The sequence below is a fragment of the Streptomyces sp. NPDC045026 genome, from assembly GCF_056432625.1.
In genome coordinates, this window is sequence record NZ_JBWKIS010000007.1 from 57,126 (window position 1) to 73,688 (window position 16,563).

At 71.4% G+C, this 16,563-nt stretch carries 12 protein-coding genes and 2 tRNA genes; 2 read left to right on the forward strand and 12 right to left on the reverse strand.

The window, feature by feature from the left end; genetic code table 11:
- Window positions 1-118: 118 nt before the first annotated feature.
- From AC07EJ_RS17435 to leuS, 5 genes are all read right to left on the reverse strand, one after another.
- Window positions 119-2,836, reverse strand: coding sequence for a ComEC/Rec2 family competence protein (locus AC07EJ_RS17435; RefSeq protein WP_478884465.1), 2,718 nt, complete (start codon window positions 2,834-2,836; stop codon window positions 119-121).
- Window positions 2,833-3,807, reverse strand: a complete 975-nt coding sequence (locus tag AC07EJ_RS17440) for a ComEA family DNA-binding protein (RefSeq protein WP_478884466.1) — start codon at window positions 3,805-3,807, stop codon at window positions 2,833-2,835. The genes AC07EJ_RS17435 and AC07EJ_RS17440 overlap by 4 nt, the downstream gene beginning before the upstream one ends.
- 461 nt (window positions 3,808-4,268) lie before the next feature.
- Window positions 4,269-5,114 (reverse strand): DegV family protein, encoded by an 846-nt coding sequence (locus AC07EJ_RS17445; protein ID WP_389486130.1) that lies wholly within the window; start codon window positions 5,112-5,114, stop codon window positions 4,269-4,271.
- 63 nt (window positions 5,115-5,177) lie between these two features.
- Window positions 5,178-5,921: a hypothetical protein gene (locus AC07EJ_RS17450; protein WP_478884467.1), complete on the reverse strand. Its 744-nt coding sequence runs from the start codon at window positions 5,919-5,921 to the stop codon at window positions 5,178-5,180.
- A 173-nt stretch (window positions 5,922-6,094) separates the two neighbouring features.
- Window positions 6,095-8,989, reverse strand: coding sequence for a leucine--tRNA ligase (leuS, locus tag AC07EJ_RS17455; RefSeq protein ID WP_478884468.1), 2,895 nt, complete (start codon window positions 8,987-8,989; stop codon window positions 6,095-6,097).
- A 615-nt stretch (window positions 8,990-9,604) separates the two neighbouring features.
- Between leuS and AC07EJ_RS17460 the strand changes: the two genes are divergently transcribed.
- Window positions 9,605-10,744: a ferric reductase-like transmembrane domain-containing protein gene (locus tag AC07EJ_RS17460; protein ID WP_478884469.1), complete on the forward strand. Its 1,140-nt coding sequence runs from the start codon at window positions 9,605-9,607 to the stop codon at window positions 10,742-10,744.
- Entirely contained in the window at window positions 10,741-12,330 is a 1,590-nt protein-coding gene (locus tag AC07EJ_RS17465) for an NADH-ubiquinone oxidoreductase-F iron-sulfur binding region domain-containing protein (RefSeq protein ID WP_389486138.1), read from the forward strand. Before AC07EJ_RS17460 ends, AC07EJ_RS17465 begins: the two co-directional genes overlap by 4 nt.
- 88 nt (window positions 12,331-12,418) lie before the next feature.
- On the opposite strand, the gene AC07EJ_RS17470 is transcribed toward AC07EJ_RS17465, so the two are convergent.
- The 7 genes from AC07EJ_RS17470 to AC07EJ_RS17500 all read right to left on the reverse strand — a co-directional run bounded on the left by AC07EJ_RS17470 (window position 12,419) and on the right by AC07EJ_RS17500 (window position 16,551).
- Window positions 12,419-12,491, reverse strand: a tRNA-Ala gene (locus AC07EJ_RS17470).
- A 135-nt stretch (window positions 12,492-12,626) separates the two neighbouring features.
- Window positions 12,627-12,860, reverse strand: coding sequence for a hypothetical protein (locus AC07EJ_RS17475; protein WP_016643127.1), 234 nt, complete (start codon window positions 12,858-12,860; stop codon window positions 12,627-12,629).
- Window positions 12,861-12,863: 3 nt separating this feature from the next.
- A complete protein-coding gene (locus AC07EJ_RS17480) occupies window positions 12,864-13,088 on the reverse strand; it encodes a hypothetical protein (protein WP_362902562.1) in 225 nt (74 codons plus the stop codon).
- 299 nt (window positions 13,089-13,387) lie between these two features.
- Window positions 13,388-13,460: transfer RNA gene (locus AC07EJ_RS17485), tRNA-Ala, on the reverse strand.
- Between the two features lie 97 nt (window positions 13,461-13,557).
- Window positions 13,558-14,235 carry a histidine phosphatase family protein gene (locus tag AC07EJ_RS17490; protein ID WP_389486140.1) on the reverse strand — a complete coding sequence of 226 codons (678 nt, stop codon included), beginning with the start codon at window positions 14,233-14,235 and terminating at the stop codon, window positions 13,558-13,560.
- A complete protein-coding gene (gene rsfS / locus AC07EJ_RS17495; protein ID WP_389486142.1) occupies window positions 14,232-14,690 on the reverse strand; it encodes a ribosome silencing factor in 459 nt (152 codons plus the stop codon). The genes AC07EJ_RS17490 and rsfS overlap by 4 nt, the downstream gene beginning before the upstream one ends.
- A 124-nt stretch (window positions 14,691-14,814) precedes the next feature.
- The gene (locus AC07EJ_RS17500; protein ID WP_478884470.1) at window positions 14,815-16,551 is read right to left on the reverse strand and encodes an LCP family protein; all 1,737 of its coding nucleotides are present in this window, start codon (window positions 16,549-16,551) and stop codon (window positions 14,815-14,817) included.
- Window positions 16,552-16,563 lie beyond the last annotated feature (12 nt).

Here is a 16,563-nt window from a genome sequence, read left to right on the forward strand (position 1 = left end):
ACCGAGATGCCCGAATTAGTCGTCCCGCTTACCGTTTCGCCACCGCAGAGGCATTTCTACCGCACGGTAACCGTGCGCTCGACTCTGGAACGTGCACCCGTCATGAAACGTGCACCCGTCATGACCCGCCCGCCACCACCCCGAGCCCCGCCCCCTCCCCCTGACTTGAACGGTCCGCTCCGCGCCTGTCCCGCCCTGATCCGGTGACCGCCAACGCCCCGTCCCGGTCCGTCCGGAGGACCGCCGCTCCACCGGCCCGCAACTCCGCGACCGTGCGGGCCGACGGATGCCCGTACGGGTTGCCCTCGCCGCAGGAGATCAGGGCGAGGCGGGGCGCGACCCGGCGCAGGAGTACCGGATCCTGGTAGGCCGAGCCGTGGTGGGCGACCTTGAGGACGTCCACGGGTGGCAGCGCCGCCGCCACGGGGGATCTCAACAGGGCGCGCTGCGCCGGTGGTTCGAGGTCGCCCAGGAGCAGCAGTGTGAGACCCGCGGTGCGGACCAGCAGGGTGACGCTCGCGTCGTTCGGGCCGTCCGGGCCGGGGGCGGGCCGCGGCGGCGGCCACAGCACCTGCCATCCGAGCCGGCCCGTCCGCCGCTCCTCCCCCGCGACGGCTCGGGTCATCGTGATGTGCCGGGCAGCAGCCAAGCTTCGTACGAAACGGACCTGTTCAGGCGGCTCGTCGAATCCCGTCGTCTCGATCGCCCCCACCTCACGCCCCCGCAGCACCCCGGGCAGTCCCGCGACATGGTCCGCGTGAAAGTGGGTCAGCAGGACGAGCGGGACCCGGGTGATCCCGAGCGAACGCAGACAACGGTCGACCAGCACCGGATCCGGCCCCGCATCCACCACCACCCCGGCCCCCGCACCCGCCGCGAGCACCAAGGCATCGCCCTGCCCGACATCGCACATCACCATCCGCCATCCCGGCGGTGGCCACCCCGTGATCACCCGGGTCAGAGGCCGCGGCTGCATGACCACGAGGATCAGGAGCAGCACACATATCCCCATGGCCCACGAGGACTTGAGCACCTGACGACCCACGAGGACCACGCCTAAGGTGACCACGGCGAGCAGCAGCCCGCCTGACAGGCCACCGGGCCAGTCCACGCCTCCGCCGGGCAGTGCGGCACCCGCGCGCGCGATGTCCGCGATCCATCCGGCGGGCCAACTCGCGCACCATGCAAAGACTTTCGCGACCGGCATCGCCAGCGGCGCGGCGGCCAGCGCGGCGAATCCCAGCACCGTGGCCGGCGCGACCGCGAACTCCGCGAGCAGATTGCAGGGCACCGCCACCAGACTGACCCGGGACGCGATGACCGCAACGACCGGCGCACACACGGCCTGCGCCGCGGCGGCCGCAGCGAGCGCCTCCGCCAGGCGCGGCGGGCACCTCCGCCGACGCAGTGCCGCACTCCAGCGCGGGGCGAGGGTCAGCAGCGCACCCGTGGCCAGGACAGACAGCAGGAACCCGTAACTCCGGGCCAGCCAGGGGTCGTACAGCACCAGCAGCAGTACGACCGTCGCCAGCGCCGGGATCAGGGACCTGCGTCTACCGGTGCCGATGGCGAGCAGCGCGACGAGCCCGCAGGCCGCCGCCCTGAGCACGCTCGGCTCCGGCCTGCACACGATCACGAAGCCGAGCGTGAGCGCGCCGCCGAGCAGCGCGGTCGCCCGCAGCGGGACCCCGAGTCGCGGCGCGAGGCCACGGCGCTCGGACCGGTGCGCGGTGCCCGGCGGACCGATGAGCAGAGCGAGCAGGATCGTGAAGTTCGCCCCGCTGACCGCCGTCAGGTGCAACAGGTCGGTGGCCTCGAACGCCTCGTGCAGCTCGGGCGGGACCCGGGAGGTGTCCCCGACGACGAGCCCGGGAAGCAACGCACGCGCATCTGCCGGCAGCTCCTCGGTCGCCTCCCGCAGCCCGCTCCTCAGTTTCCCCGCGAACCGCTGAGCCGCGGAGGGCGCACCGACGACCCGCGGGTTCTCGTCCCGCCTGACACGGAGCAGGGCGGCGACGCGGCCTCCACCGGCCGACGCGGGCGCCAGCCCTCCGTGCACGACCAGCCGCGTACTGGGCAGGAGCGACAGCCATGGCGTCCTCCCCGCGGCGGCTCGGTCCACGTCGACGAGGACCAGGACCGGCGTACGCACCCGCGTCCCGGCGCCAGAGGACCCGCCGCCGCCCGCCGCCTCGCCGACTCTCAGCACGTCGGCGGCGATGACGACGGAGGAGGGAGCCGCGTGGTCCCCCTTCACCCGGGGGCGCGTCAGCCGCGGATCCGCCGTCACCTCCAACTCGACTGTCACCCGAGAGAATTGCCGGGCAAGCCCGGGAACGGGACCTCGCGTCAGATCCGCACCATGCAGGGCGGCGGAGGCCGCGGACGCGGCAACGCACAGCAGCACGGCGGCCACGGACATACGAGGCCAGAGCGAGAACACTCCACGGCGAGGGCGGGGTGACGGTGACCGTAATTCCGGGGACGGGGACGGGGGTGGAGATGAGGATGGGGACGCGGGGGCGGGCGCGGGCGATAGTGACGCTGAGGGTAGTGGCGCTGGGGGTCGTGGCGCTGGGGACAGCGGCTGAGACCGTGGCTCCGTCCTTCCGTCCCGCCCCCGCGTCGCCCCTCCCAGTAACAACACTCCGGCCACCGCCGCACAGGTCAGCGCCAGAGCCGTCGCCCAGGCCGCCGGAGCGTCCAGGGTCACCGCTGCGGTGGCCCATGCCGCGAGTGCCGGAGGGACGAGCCGGAGGTCCGCCGGTCCCTCCTGCCTGGGGTTCGCGTCGCCCAAGGACGGGTCCGAGGCCGGTGCAACTCGCGTGCGGCTCATGGACGTACGAGATTCTGGAGGTCGGAGAAACGCCGGTCGCCGATGCCGTTGACCTCACGCAGCTCGTCGACGGAACGGAAACCCCCGTGCTCGATGCGGTAGTCGATGATGTGCTGGGCCAGCACGGGTCCGACGCCCGGCAACGTGTCGAGCTGCTCGGCAGTAGCGGTGTTGAGTCCGATCGGCCCCACCGCCGGGGCCCCGGCGCCCGTGCCGGCAGAGCCCGCCGAACCCGCAGACCCCCCCGAGCCGACCCCTCCCGGTGCCGCCGGTGCGCCCACGACCACCTGCTCGCCGTCCGCCAGCAGTCGCGCCCGGTTGATTCCCCCGGGGTCCACTCCCGGACGGATCCCACCGGCGGCGCGCAACGCGTCGGCAACCCTGGATCCGGCCGGCAGCCGATGGATCCCGGGACTCCGCACCTTCCCGCTGACGTCCACGACGATCCCCGCCGCAGCCGCCCCGTCCGTACCCCCCGCAGCCGACGCACCGCCCGACGACGGCGCCAACGGCCCCGCGTCCGCCTCCTGCCCCGCGCCGGACGAACCCGCCGCCTCGTCGGGCGCCGCGGGACGCACCACCTCGGGCGCGCCCACCGGCTGAGCCCGTCCGGCCCAGAAGTGCTGGACGGCGAAGCCCGCCGCGGCGACCAGAACCACGACCAGAGCGATCACGCTTCGCCGCTCGAGCCCGCACCGCGTCTGCGCCCACAGCGGCAGCCGCTCCCGCACGGCAAGCCCAGCCCGCTCCCGCCACGAGGGCGAATCCCTCTCGGCCTCGCCCGCCGGTTCGTCCCGCTCCTCCGTGAACTCCCTGAACTCCCCCGGTGCCGCACCGACCACCCGGACCCCGCCGTCACCGGAATCGACGTAGCCGGAATCGGCGTCGTCGGAATCGGCGTCGTCGGAATCGGCGTCGTCGGAATCGGCGTCGACATCCGCCCGAGCCCAGCGAGGAGGACGTGAAGACACCGTCCCGGCCCACCCTGGTAGAGACGGCCGCACCCACTCAGGCGGATCCGGCGAACTCGGCACACCCGGTGGACCGGGCGAAAGACTCGGCGCGCCAGACCAACCCGGTGGCCCACCTCGCCCCTCCGCGAACAGCGCCTCTGCCCGCAGCCTCAACGCCTCGGCCGAAGCCTGCCGATAGCGCCGCCGCACACGCCTACGCCGCTGCCACGTCCCCGACGCTCCCCCCGGCGCCATATCTCCGGCAGCCGCCTCAAGCGTCTCCGTACGTACTGCTGTCTCTGAAAGTGCTGATCCAAGTGCCATGCCACGAACGCTAGGCACTCCGCCGAATCCGCGGTGATCTTGCTCAATTCCCGGGGACAACCCGCCAGTTGTGGATAACTCCGTCACTCACAAGAACCCCTAGGCTCAGGGCACCGCAAGGCACCGCACCTCAGGGCACCGCACCGCGAGACACCTCACCGCGGGGAGACAACCGCCCCCAGCAACCCCGGCCCCGTGTGCGCCCCGATCACCGCGCCGACCTCACTGACATGCAGGTCCATGAGCCCCGGCACCCGCTCCCGCAGCCGGTCCGCGAACGTCGCCGCCCTTTCCGGCGCGGCGAGATGGTGCACCGCGATGTCGACCTCGCTCGTTCCTGCGCGCTCGGCGACGATCTCCTGGAGACGGGCGATCGCCTTCGACGACGTGCGCACCTTCTCGAGCAACTCGATACGACCGCCTTCGAGCTGCAACAGCGGCTTCACGGCGAGCGCCGAGCCGAGGAGGGCCTGGGCGGCACCGATACGGCCACCGCGGCGGAGGTAGTCGAGGGTGTCGACGTAGAAGTAAGCGGAGGTGGCAGCGGCCCGTTTCTCCGCCGCGGTCACGGCCTCGTCGACCGTGCCGCCGCCGTCGGCCACCTCGGCGGCAGTGAGCGCGCAGAAGCCGAGGGCCATCGCCACCATCCCGGTGTCCACGACTCTGACGGGCACGGGCGCCTCGCGCGCAGCCAGTACCGCGGCGTCGTAGGTGCCGGAGAGTTCGGACGACAGATGGAGCGAGACGATGCTGGTCGCACCCTCTTCGGCCAGTTTGCGGTAGGTGGCGGCGAAGATCTCGGGGCTGGGCCGGGACGTGGTCACCGGCCGGCGCTTCTGAAGGGCTTCGGCGAGTGAGCGGGTGGAGATCTCGGCGCCCTCTTCCAGGGCCCGGTCGCCAAGGACCACGGTCAGGGGGACCGCGATGATGCCGTGGCGCTCCATCGTCCGCTGCGGCAGGTAGGCCGTTGAATCCGTGACGATCGCGACATGGCGGGACATGAGCTGGAGATTACCTGGCCGGGCCGGTGGACGGCAGCCCGGCCCCGGTGGCCCGAGCACGCGTCAAGTCGTGCTCTCCGGACGGGCATTCTTCTGCCAAGGATAGGCCGGGCGCGGGTCGGTGGGCGAGAGCGCGGGCCGGTCGGCCTCGGCCTGTCCGCCCTGCGGAGTCCCCGGCCAGGTCTGCTGCGCGGCAGGGCGCTCCGGGGCCGGGGCCTCGGGCCACGGGGGCGGCGCCTGCGCGGGCTCGGGCGAAGGTTCGGTCGTCCAGTGCCGCAGCGCCCCCGCCTCGATGTCGATCTGGGCGCTCAGGGAATCCAGGTCGTCGTCGGCGATCCGGTGGGCGCGGTCCCTGGCCGCCCGGCGCAGGGAGTCGGCCGACGCGGTGATCTGCTCCGTCCGCTTACGCAGATCGGGCAGGAGTTCGGCGAGGTGCGCCTTGTCCGGCTCACTCTCAAGACGCTTGAGGTCTTCGTCCAGCTCATGCCCGTGCACGCTGAGCCGCCCGAAGAGGTCCAGCGACTCCTTGAGCGAGGCGTCCTCGGCCACGCGCGCGTGGAGCGCGTCCTGCGTGGACCTCATCGACGTACGCAGCTTGAGCCGCAGTTGGGCGAGCTCGCCGGCCGCGCCCGGCTGCACGAACGTCCGCGCCTTGAGCGTGGTGTCCTCGACGGACCGGCGGGCCTGCGCGACCGTGCGGTCCACTCCCCGCTTGGCTGCGCCGACGACCTTCACCGTCACGTACGCGCCCAGGGCCAGGAACAGTACGAACATGAGCGCCACGATCGCGATCACGGCCTCTCCCATGACGCTCCTCCCGACAAGGTCGGCGGTCCGTCCGCCTCTTCCACCGTAAACGGAAAAGGCAGGCCGGAGGTTCCAGCGGAACCCCCAACCTGCCCGTAGGGAACAACCCTGACCCGGCTGAGCGGAGTGGTCGTCCCTCAGCCGTCCCTCAGTCGTCCCTCACCGATCGCCGCTCACGCGGGAACGATGTTCACCAGCTTCGGCGCCCGCACGATGACCTTGCGGATGCCGGCGCCGTCCAGCGCGGCGACGACCCGCTCGTCGGCCAGGGCGGCCTTCTCCAGCTCCTCGTCGGAGATCGACGGGGACACCTCCAGGCGCGCCTTGACCTTGCCCTTGATCTGCACGACGCAGGTCACGGACTCGTCCACGACGTACGCGGGGTCGGCGACGGGGAAGTCCTGGTGGACGACCGAGTCGGTGCGGCCCAGCTTGCGCCACAGCTCCTCCGCGACGTGCGGGGCCAGCGGCGCGACCAGCAGCACCAGGCGCTCGGCCACGCTGCGCGACAGCGGGCCGCCCACCTTGGTCAGGTGGTTGTTCAGCTCGGTGACCTTGGCGATGGCGGTGTTGAACCGCATGCCCTCCAGGTCCTGGCGGACGCCGTCGATCGCCTTGTGCAGGGCACGCAGCGTGGTCTCGTCGACGGCGGAGTCCTCGATGTCGACGACGGTCACCTCGCCGCTCGTCTCGTCGACGATGTTGCGCCACAGGCGCTGCAGCAGACGGAACTGGCCCACCACCGCGCGCGTGTCCCACGGCCGCGAGACGTCCAGGGGGCCCATCGCCATCTCGTACAGGCGCAGGGTGTCCGCGCCGTACTCGCCGCAGATCTCGTCCGGCGTGACGGCGTTCTTCAGGGACTTGCCCATCTTGCCCAGCAGACGGGAGACCTTCTCGCCCTCGTAGTAGTACGCGCCGTCGCGCTCCTCGACCTCGGCGGCAGGCACCGCGATGCCACGGCTGTCGCGGTACACATAGGCCTGGATCATGCCCTGGTTGTACAGCTTGTGGAACGGCTCGGCCGACGAGATGTGGCCCAGGTCGAACAGCATCTTCGACCAGAAGCGGGCGTACAGCAGGTGCAGCACGGCGTGTTCGGCGCCGCCCACGTACAGGTCGACGCCACCGGTCGGCTGGCCCTCGCGGGGGCCCATCCAGTACTGCTCGATGGCCGGGTCGACCAGCTTCTCGCTGTTGCGCGGGTCCAGGTAGCGCAGCTCGTACCAGCACGAGCCCGCCCAGTTGGGCATGGTGTTGGTCTCGCGACGGTACTTCTTGGGGCCGTCGCCCAGGTCCAGCGTGACGTGGACCCAGTCGTCGTTGCGCGACAGCGGGGTCTCGGGCCGGGTGTCGGCGTCGTCCGGGTCGAAGGTGCGGGGGCTGTAGTCGTCGACCTCCGGCAGCTCCAGCGGCAGCATCGACTCGGGCAGCGAGTGGGCGACGCCGTCCTCGTCGTAGACGATCGGGAAGGGCTCGCCCCAGTAACGCTGGCGGCTGAACAGCCAGTCGCGCAGGCGGAAGTTGACGGTGCCGCGGCCGATGCCCGTGCGCTCCAGCCACTCCGTCATGCGCGCCTTGGCGTCGGTGACGCCCAGGCCGTCCACGGAGATCTCGTCGCTCGCGGAGTTGACCAGCCGCGCCTCGTAGGAGGCGAACGCGTCGTCCCACGTGGAGGGGTCGGTGCCGCGGTCGTCCGAGGGCTCCACGACGCAGCGCATCGGCAGCTCGAAGGCGCGCGCGAACGCGAAGTCGCGGGTGTCGTGGGCGGGGACGGCCATGATCGCGCCGGTGCCGTAGCCCATCAGGACGTAGTCGGCGATGAAGACGGGGACCTTCTCGCCGCTGACCGGGTTGGTCGCGTACGCGCCGGTGAAGACGCCGGTCTTGTCCTTCGCCTCGGCCTGCCGCTCGACGTCGGACTTCGAGGCGGCCTGCTTGCGGTAGGCGGCGACGGCCTCGGCGGGGGTCGCGTGGCCGCCCGTCCAGACGTCGTGCGTGCCCTCGGGCCAGGCGGCGGGGACGATCCGGTCCACCAGGTCGTGCTCGGGCGCCAGGACCATGTACGTGGCGCCGAACAGGGTGTCCTGACGGGTCGTGAAAACGGTGATGGCCTCGTCGCCGACGGGGAAGTCGACGCGGGCACCTTCGGAGCGGCCGATCCAGTTCCGCTGCTGCAGCTTGATCGCCTCGGGCCAGTCCAGGGCGTCCAGATCGTCCAGCAGGCGGTCCGCGTAGGCGGTGATGCGCATGTTCCACTGGCGCAGCTTGGCCTTGAAGACGGGGTAGTTGCCGCGCTCGGAACGGCCGTCGGCGGTGACTTCCTCGTTGGCCAGGACGGTGCCCAGGCCGGGGCACCAGTTGACGGGCGCCTCGGAGGCGTACGCCAGCCTGTACTCGCTCAGTACGTCGGCCCGCTCGGCCGCGCTCAGCTCGTGCCACGCGCGCGTGGAGTGCGGTACGGCGCGCTCACCGCTCTCGAACTGCGCGATCAGCTGGTCGATCGGACGGGCCTTCTTCGCCTCGTCGTCGTACCAGGCGTTGAAGATCTGGACGAAGATCCACTGGGTCCACTTGTAGTACTCGGGGTCGATCGTGGCGAACGACCGGCGCTTGTCGTGGCCCAGACCCAGCCGGCGCAGCTGGGACTTCATGTTGACCATGTTGGCTTCGGTGGACGTGCGCGGGTGGGTGCCCGTCTGCACGGCGTACTGCTCGGCGGGCAGGCCGAAGGCGTCGAAGCCCAGGGTGTGCAGGACGTTGTGCCCGTTCATGCGCTGGAAGCGGGCGAAGACGTCCGTGGCGATGTAGCCCAGCGGGTGACCGACGTGCAGGCCCGCACCCGAGGGGTACGGGAACATGTCCATGACGAACTTCTTGGGCTTCGCGGCCAGCGCCCTGTCCGCCTCGGTGTCGCCCGCCAGGTCACCGCTCGGGTTCGGCGCCTCGTACGTGCCGTCGGCGTCCCAGAAGTCCTGCCAGCGCGCCTCGATGTCGGCGGCCATCGCCGCCGTGTAGCGGTGCGGCGCGGCCACCTCGGAAGCGGCAGCGGAATTCGTCTCGCTCATGATCCTCAAAGCTCCATCGATCGTCTCTGCTTACGGAACTGACCGCGCTGGCCAAACAAAAATGCCCCTCGCACAGGAGGGGGCGCCGCGCCGATTCCGATCCGCGAATCCTCAGCGGTCGGGACTGATCAGCGCGGCTCACTAAGCAGAAGGCGTACGGCACGCATGGCGTCAGGGTACCGCAGGGCCCACACAGGCCGCGACGGGCTTCCCGGGGAGGGCCGCGGGACAGCTGCGGGAGGGCTACGGGAGGGCCGAAGGAGGCCTTCGAAAGGTGCATGGGCCAAGGGTTACTCCGCGTACCGACCCCTATCGGGGCAACATAAAGTCCACACCTCCGATAGATAACAACGAGATAACTCAAACCTCGTACTGGCCGGTATGGGTCGACCTAGAGTGCGGCAGCGGGACCACTTTGCCGAACCATTCGGAGTCGCCCCCATGAACCCTCCACCGAACTCCCCGTTGAACTCCCCGACGAACGGGCAGCCGCTGAATCCGTTCCCCCAGTTTCGAAACACCAGGCGCCCCCGGCGCAGGATCCGCCCGTCCCCCGCCCCCAGCCGGACGACCCGAGGGGCCCTGTGCGCGGCGGCGCTGCTGCTGATACCCCTCGTGGTCATCGTCGGGAGCGACGCATTCCGCTCCGCGCTCGACTTCACCACCGGGGTGCTGTCCCTGGTCTCCCTGACGGCGTCCGTCGTCTGGGGCCTGGTCGCCTCCGACCGGCTGTTCCTGACCTCGCGCCAGCGCCTGCTCTCCCAGGGCGTGCACCGGGCCACGGCGGTCGCCTCGATCGGCTTCCTGCTGCTGCACGTCACCGTCAAGCTGGCCCTCGACCACGTGTCCGTGGTCGGCGCGCTGATCCCCTTCGGTCTTGGCGTGACCGGCAGCGCGGGCCTGATCGGCCTCGGCTCGCTCGCCGGGCTCCTGATGGTGACCACCGGCGTCACCGGCGCCCTGCGCAAGGCCTTCGCGTCGCCCGCCCAGATCGCCTCCCGCTGGCGCGCCCTGCACACGCTGGCCTACCCCGCCTGGTGCTCCGCGCTGATCCACGGCCTGTACGCGGGCCGGCAGCCGAAGACCTACGTGGTGGTCCTCTACTGCCTGTGCCTGATCGCGGTGGGCGGTGCGATCGCCCTGCGCGCGGCGCCCGGACCGGTCAAGCGCAAGGTCGCCGCCCGCGTCCTCGCGCTCCTGGACGGTGACGGCAGAACGCAGAACACCCGCCGCAGGGACGTCACCGGATCCCCGCTGCCCGGCGGCACCGGTCGCCCCGCACCGTCCGCACCCCGCTTCGACGTGAACCGCGAGCCCCCGCCGCGACCGCGCGACAACCCGCAACCGATGTCGTCCCCCGACATGCCACCGCGGTACGAGGCTCCGGCGCGCCCCGCGTTCGAGCCGCGCCCCGCGACCGCCGGCATCGGCTTCTCGGCCGCCTACCGCGCGGTCTCGGCCCCGGTGGACCCGCTCTTCGGCGCCCCGCCCCCCGGGGAGCCGCTGACCCTCCTGGACCTCCAGCCCACCGAGGCCCTCCCGTTCGTCGACCCCGAGCCCCCCGAGCGCTGGCCGGCCCCGTCCCCGCCGCCCCCCGCCCCGGCACCCCCCTCGGCGTACGACCCCACGCTCGACACCCCCTACGGCGGCATCCCGAGCTTCGAGGAAGAGTCCGCCACCGATACGCTGCCCGGCCCGTTCCAGGCCCCCTCCGCGGGTGAGCCCTGGAACACGCCGCCCGGAGGCATTCAGTGAACACCGCGCTGCCCGACGTCCCCGAAGTCCGCGTCGTCGGTCTCCCCCAGCTCACCTCGGGCTTCGACCTGGTCGAGCGACTCGATCTCGACATGCATCTGAAAGTGCACGGCCCGCTCGAACCGATGGGCGGCGAGCAACTGGCCGCGCTGGCCGAGCAGATATCCCTGCGCGGCCGGGGCGGCGCGGGGTTCCCCTTCGCCAAGAAGCTGCGCGCCGTCGCCCAGTCGGCGATACGCCGCGGGGTGCGCCCCGTCGTCGTGGTCAACGGCAGCGAGGACGAACCCGCCTGCCGCAAGGACACGGTCCTGATCAACCGTGCCCCGCACCTCATCCTCGACGGCGCGCTCCTGGTCGCCGAGGCGCTCGGCGCCCGCACCCTCGTGGTGGGCGTGACCCGCGACTCCACCGAGGCGTCCATGCAGGCCGCGCTCTTCGAGAGGGGCCTGTCCAACCGCCGTGGCGCCCCGCTACGCGCGCGCGTGCAGCGCAACCCCGTACGCATGGTCACCGGTGAGTCCTCCGCCCTGATCCGCTCGGCGGACGGCGGGCCTCCGGTACCTCCGGGACGCAAGGTGCGCGCCTCCGACTCCGGGGTGGGCGGCGCGCCCACGCTGCTGTCGAACGCCGAGACGTTCGCCCAGCTCGCCGTCGCCGCCCGCACGGGGCCCGAGCGCTACTGCCGCACGGGCCTGCGCGACGAGCCCGGCACGATCCTGCTGACCCTCTCCGGAGCCGTCACCCGCCCGATGGTCCTCGAGGTCCCGGCCGGGGTGCCCCTGCGGTACGTGCTCCAGCTCGCGGGCGCCCCGCCGATGCTCCAAGGCGTGCTCACGGGCGGGTACCACGGGAAGTGGCTCGACGCCTTCGCGGCGCAGGAGGCAGTGGTCTCCCGCGCCTCCCTGGAGGCCGCCGGGGGCGCGCTCGGCGCGGGCGCGATCCTGCCGATCGGCCCGGACACGTGCCCTCTCGGCGAGGCGCTCCGGGTGGCGCAGTGGCTGGCCTCGGAGAGCGCGGGCCAGTGCGGGCCCTGCTATCTGGGTCTGCCGGCGGCGGCGCGCGGCCTGGAGGACGTCCTGAACGGCGGCGGCCCCACCGCCCTGGAAGCCCTCCAGCAGGTCACCAGGGCGGTGAAGCGGCGCGGCGCGTGCAAGCACCCGGACGGGTCGGCGGCGTTCCTGGAGTCGACGATCTCGGCGTTCACGGACGATCTCGCCGCGCACGTCCTGGGCGGCGGCTGCGGGCGCCCGGTGCAGGGCGTGCTGCCCCTGCACACGCAGGCGCCGCAGGGCGAGTCCCCCAGCGGCCGGCGGCTCGCGGTGGACTGGACGCTGTGCGAAGGCCACGGCCTGTGTGCGGACATCATCCCGGAGCTGATCCAGCTGGGCCCCGACGGCTACCCCTCGGTGGCGGAGGCCCCGGTGGCGCGCTATTCGGAGGCGCGCGCCGTACGGGCCGTGCGCCGGTGCCCCGCGCTGGCGCTGCGTATCGAGGAGGACCCGGCGGCGGTTCCGGCCCGCCCGGCCCTGCCGCCCGCGCTCCCGCCGGGCCGCGGGCGCAGAGCTCTGGGCAGCGGGCGCGGCTGACCTCGCGAGCGCGCTCCGCGGGACGCCGTGACGGCATACGAAAGCGGGCCACCCTGTTCAGGTGGCCCGCTTTCCTGTCCATCTACTGTGGAGCTAAGGAGAATTGAACTCCTGACCTCCTGCATGCCATGCAGGCGCTCTACCAACTGAGCTATAGCCCCGCGTGTCCATGCGGTGGAGCCGCATGTTCACCGTGTCGCCCGGTTTCCCCGGCGGCGACGCCAACATTACCGGGCACCCGGTGCATCACCAAATCGTTTCCGCCGTGGTCCGATTTGCCCGAATTTACGCCACCCTCAGGCCGTGGCGAACGAATAGAACCGCTTGAGCGTGCAGTGCTCGTCGAGGAGCCGGCCATAGATCGGCTCGCCCTCCAGCTCCCGATACGTCTCGATCGGATCGCCTTTTATGATCAGCGCCCGCGCGCACTCCTCGCACCAGTATTGGTAGTCGGGGTTGACCGGCTCCATGTCCCTGACGATGGGCGTGCCACTGCCGCACCAGTCGCACTTCCTCCTGTGTGCACCCATCGATCAGCTCCAGCTGTGGCCGCAGGCCGTGCACACGTACGAGATCCCGCCGTTGTCGCCGAGCATCTGCGCGACGTGGAAGGAGCCGCAGGACGGACAGTCGAGGAAAGAGAAAGAAGACGGAGAAGAGGAGGGGGAAGGAACGTGCTGCCCAAAATGAGCTGCTTCGGCCGGTCTCACTGTCACGCCGAGGGGGCGGTCGGCCGCCTCGGTGATGCGCGCGGGCATCGCGTTCTCCCTCCCGTCGGGCCGTCTTCGTCGATCGGACGCGGCCCTCTACCGGCCGTCCGATTCTGCCACGGCCGGAGCGTCACGGTCAGCGACGCAGGCGTACCGGTCCGGACACGGCGCCGAGTCCGCCCGCTCCGGCCAGCAGTTACGCACACACCCACACACGAGGACCACATCCGCAGACCTATACGCCCCGGGACACCAAGCGCCTCAAGGCAGTTGGGAAAAGTGTGCCGGGTAACAAAAAATCCCGCCCTTACCCGGACGGGATCTTTGTGAAGCAGACGCTTCGACTGTGGAGCTAAGGAGAATTGAACTCCTGACCTCCTGCATGCCATGCAGGCGCTCTACCAACTGAGCTATAGCCCCTTGCGTTCTCCCCGCTCTGCGCGGCTGCGAACAAGAAGAACTTTAGCCTGCGACCTGCCGGAAAGTGAAATCCGGCCGTCCGGCCCCCGTCGCAGGCTCAGTCGTCGTCGCCGAGCACCGGCTCCGGGAGCGTGCCCGCGTTGTGCTCGAGCAGCCGCCAGCCGCGTGCCCCCTGACCGAGGACGGACCAGCAGCAGTTGGAGAGACCGCCGAGACCTTCCCAGTGGTGGGACTCGAGACCGAGGAGGCGCCCGATGGTGGTGCGGATCGTGCCGCCGTGGCTGACCACGACGAGCGTGCCGTCCTGCGGCAGCTTCTCCGCATGGCTCAGCACGACGGGAGCGGCCCGGTCGGCGACCTCCGTCTCGAGCTCGCCGCCCCCGCGGCGCACCGGCTCGCCGCGCTTCCACGCGGCGTACTGGTCGCCGTAACGGGCGATGATCTCGTCGTGGGTGAGGCCCTGCCACTCACCGGCGTACGTCTCGCGCAGGCCCTCGTCGTGCGTGACGTCGAGGCCCGTGAGCGCGGCCAGCTCGGCGGCCGTGGCGGAGGCCCTGCTGAGGTCGGACGCGACGATGGCGTCCGGCTTCAGCGAGGCGAGCAGCCGGGCGGCCCTGCGGGCCTGGGCGACGCCGGTCTCGGTCAGGCCGATGTCCGTGGAGCCCTGGAAGCGGCGCTCCAGGTTCCAGGCGGTCTGGCCGTGGCGCCACAGGATGACGCGCTGTCCGCGGGCCGGTCCCCCCGCCGGGCCGGCGCCGGCCCCCGCGGCGGTCAACGCAGCTCTCCGCCCAGTTCGCGAAGCTCCACGGCCTCCTCCGCGGCCTGCGTCTGCTGGGCGTGCTCCGCGGCCTTGCCGCGGGTGGCCTTGGCGTCCTGAGGAAGCTCCAGCTCGGGGCAGTCCTTCCACAGGCGCTCGAGGGCGTAGAAGACGCGCTCCTCGCTGTGCTGGACGTGGACGACGATGTCGACGTAGTCGAGGAGGATCCAGCGGGCGTCGCGGTCGCCCTCGCGGCGGACCGGCTTGGCGCCGAGCTCCTTGTTCAGGCGCTCCTCGATCTCGTCGACGATCGACTTGACCTGGCGGTCGTTGGGCGCGGAGGCCAGCAGGAAGGCGTCGGTGATCGACAGCACATCGCTGACGTCGTACGCGATGATGTCGTGCGCGAGCTTGTCGGCAGCCGCCTGTGCGGCGGTGGTGATGAGCTCGATGGAGCGGTCAGTGGCGGTCACTACAAGGCTTTCCGTCGGCGGGCAGTAATCCCCTGAAGGGATACCCCAAGGGTCTCACGGACCGCCGACGGCCCTTACTGGATTACCCGGCCGGACAGACGCGCCCCCGCGGCCGGACGCGCGCCTACTGTCCGCCCGTGTAGTTCTGGCCGAGGACCACGGACACGTCCGCGTTCGTCACGGTCTTCCCCTTGCGCACCGCGCTCGTCGGCAGGCCCAGGGTCTTGGCGACCTCGACGGCGTCCTGCTTGCGGTCGTCGTCCTGGTACGTGACCTGCGACGCGGCCTGGACCGCGGTGCCCGTCCCGGCGTCGACGAAGGTGTAGCCGCCGTTGACCAGCGTGACCCTGGCCTTCTCCGTGCGGGCCTTCACGCCGGTGGCGTTCTGGATGCCGACGCGTACGGAGGCGTCCTTTCCGGCGTTCTTCACCGTGCCGCCGAGGACGTCCTTGACGACGCTGCCGGTGGCCTGCTCGGACAGGGTGCCGTCCTGCTGCACGGGCAGGAGCGCGGTCTTGTAGTCGCCGCCCTTGGCCCGGTCGGCGAGCTTGGCGAGGAACGCGCCGAGGTCCTTCTCGCCCAGCGAGGGGTCGAGGATCTGGGCGAGGGACTGGACGGTGACGGTGGCGGCGTGCGGGTCGGACGACAGCTTGCGCAGCACGCCCTGCATGACCTGCCCGAACCGCATGAGCTGCGCCGTGTCGGACTCGCCGGGCGCGCGGTAGGTGGCGTACGCGACGGCCATGGGGCCGCTCAGCGTCTGCTGCTTGCCCTTCTTGACCAGCGGGGTCGTCGTCTTCTTCCCGGCCTTCCCGTCCTTCCCGGACTTGGCGGCCGGGTCGGGGACGTCGGCGTTGGTGTCGATGTCGATGTTGCCGACGAGTTCGACGAGGTTGTTGAGGTACGGGGTGTCGAGCCGCCATGTGCCCTCGACGTCCGTGCCGAGGACGGTGTCGATGGCGTCGCGCGTGCCGGAGGACCCGTCGTCGTCGACGGACTTGCCGAGCGTCGTCGTGCTGCCCTCGTCGTCCGTCAGGGCAAGGGAGTTGGGGAGCAGGACGGTGGTGCCCTGGTTGGTGGTGGTGTTGTTGACGAGGAGCGCCGTGGAGGTGCCGCCGCCCTTGGTGTTGTGCAGATGGACGACGATCACGTCGCGGTTCTGGGGGCCCGCGGTGTCGGCGGCGCCCTTGCCGGAGTCCGCGGAGCCGAAGCCGGGCAGCTTGCCCGCGTACCAGAGGTAGCCGACACCGCCGGTCACGCAGAGCACGAGGACGACGACGAGGGCGACGACGCGGCTGCGGCCGCGGCGGCGGGCCTCCTCGCGGCGCTCGGTGCGCGACTCGGTGAACTTCAGCCAGTCGATGACGTCTTCGGAGTTCTCGTCCGGCTCCTCGACGAAGGAGAACTGCTCGGTCCGGTACTCGGGCGCCCCGTCGCGCTCACGCGCCGCGGGCTCGGTCCGGGGCGCGGACTGCGCCGGGATGTGGGCGGTCGCGGTCTGCTCCTCGACCCGCTGCTGCTGCCCCGTTCCCGCGGCAGCCCCGTAGGGGTCGTAGGAGGTGGGCTGTCCCTGCTGTGGTCCCTGCTGCACGGGCGCACCCGCCCCGTAGGGGTCGTACGTGTCGTACGAGGGCACCGGCGGCTGCTGGCCTGTGGCGTACGGGTCGTAGCCGTAGCCCTGGCCCCCATGGCCGCCCTGGACCGGGGTCTGCTGCGGGTACTCGTACTGCGCAGGCTGCTGGGGCACCTGCCGGTACACGGGCTGCCCGTACTCGTCGTAGCCGACGAGCTCGTACTGGTCGGACGTGTTGGACGCGTCCCCCGAGTAACTGCCCGAGTAACCGTCGTATCGGTCGTTCACCGGTGCCCCTCT

Bases quoted from the DNA above. Each gene is read 5' to 3' on its own strand.
- AC07EJ_RS17450 (WP_478884467.1), bottom strand. From the start codon at position 5,921: ATGGGAGAGGCCGTGATCGCGATCGTGGCGCTCATGTTCGTACTGTTC.
- AC07EJ_RS17475 (WP_016643127.1), bottom strand. From the start codon at position 12,860: ATGGGTGCACACAGGAGGAAGTGCGACTGGTGCGGCAGTGGCACGCCC.
- AC07EJ_RS17480 (WP_362902562.1), bottom strand. From the start codon at position 13,088: ATGCCCGCGCGCATCACCGAGGCGGCCGACCGCCCCCTCGGCGTGACA.
- leuS (WP_478884468.1), bottom strand. From the start codon at position 8,989: ATGAGCGAGACGAATTCCGCTGCCGCTTCCGAGGTGGCCGCGCCGCAC.
- AC07EJ_RS17445 (WP_389486130.1), bottom strand. From the start codon at position 5,114: ATGTCCCGCCATGTCGCGATCGTCACGGATTCAACGGCCTACCTGCCG.
- AC07EJ_RS17435 (WP_478884465.1), bottom strand. From the start codon at position 2,836: ATGAGCCGCACGCGAGTTGCACCGGCCTCGGACCCGTCCTTGGGCGAC.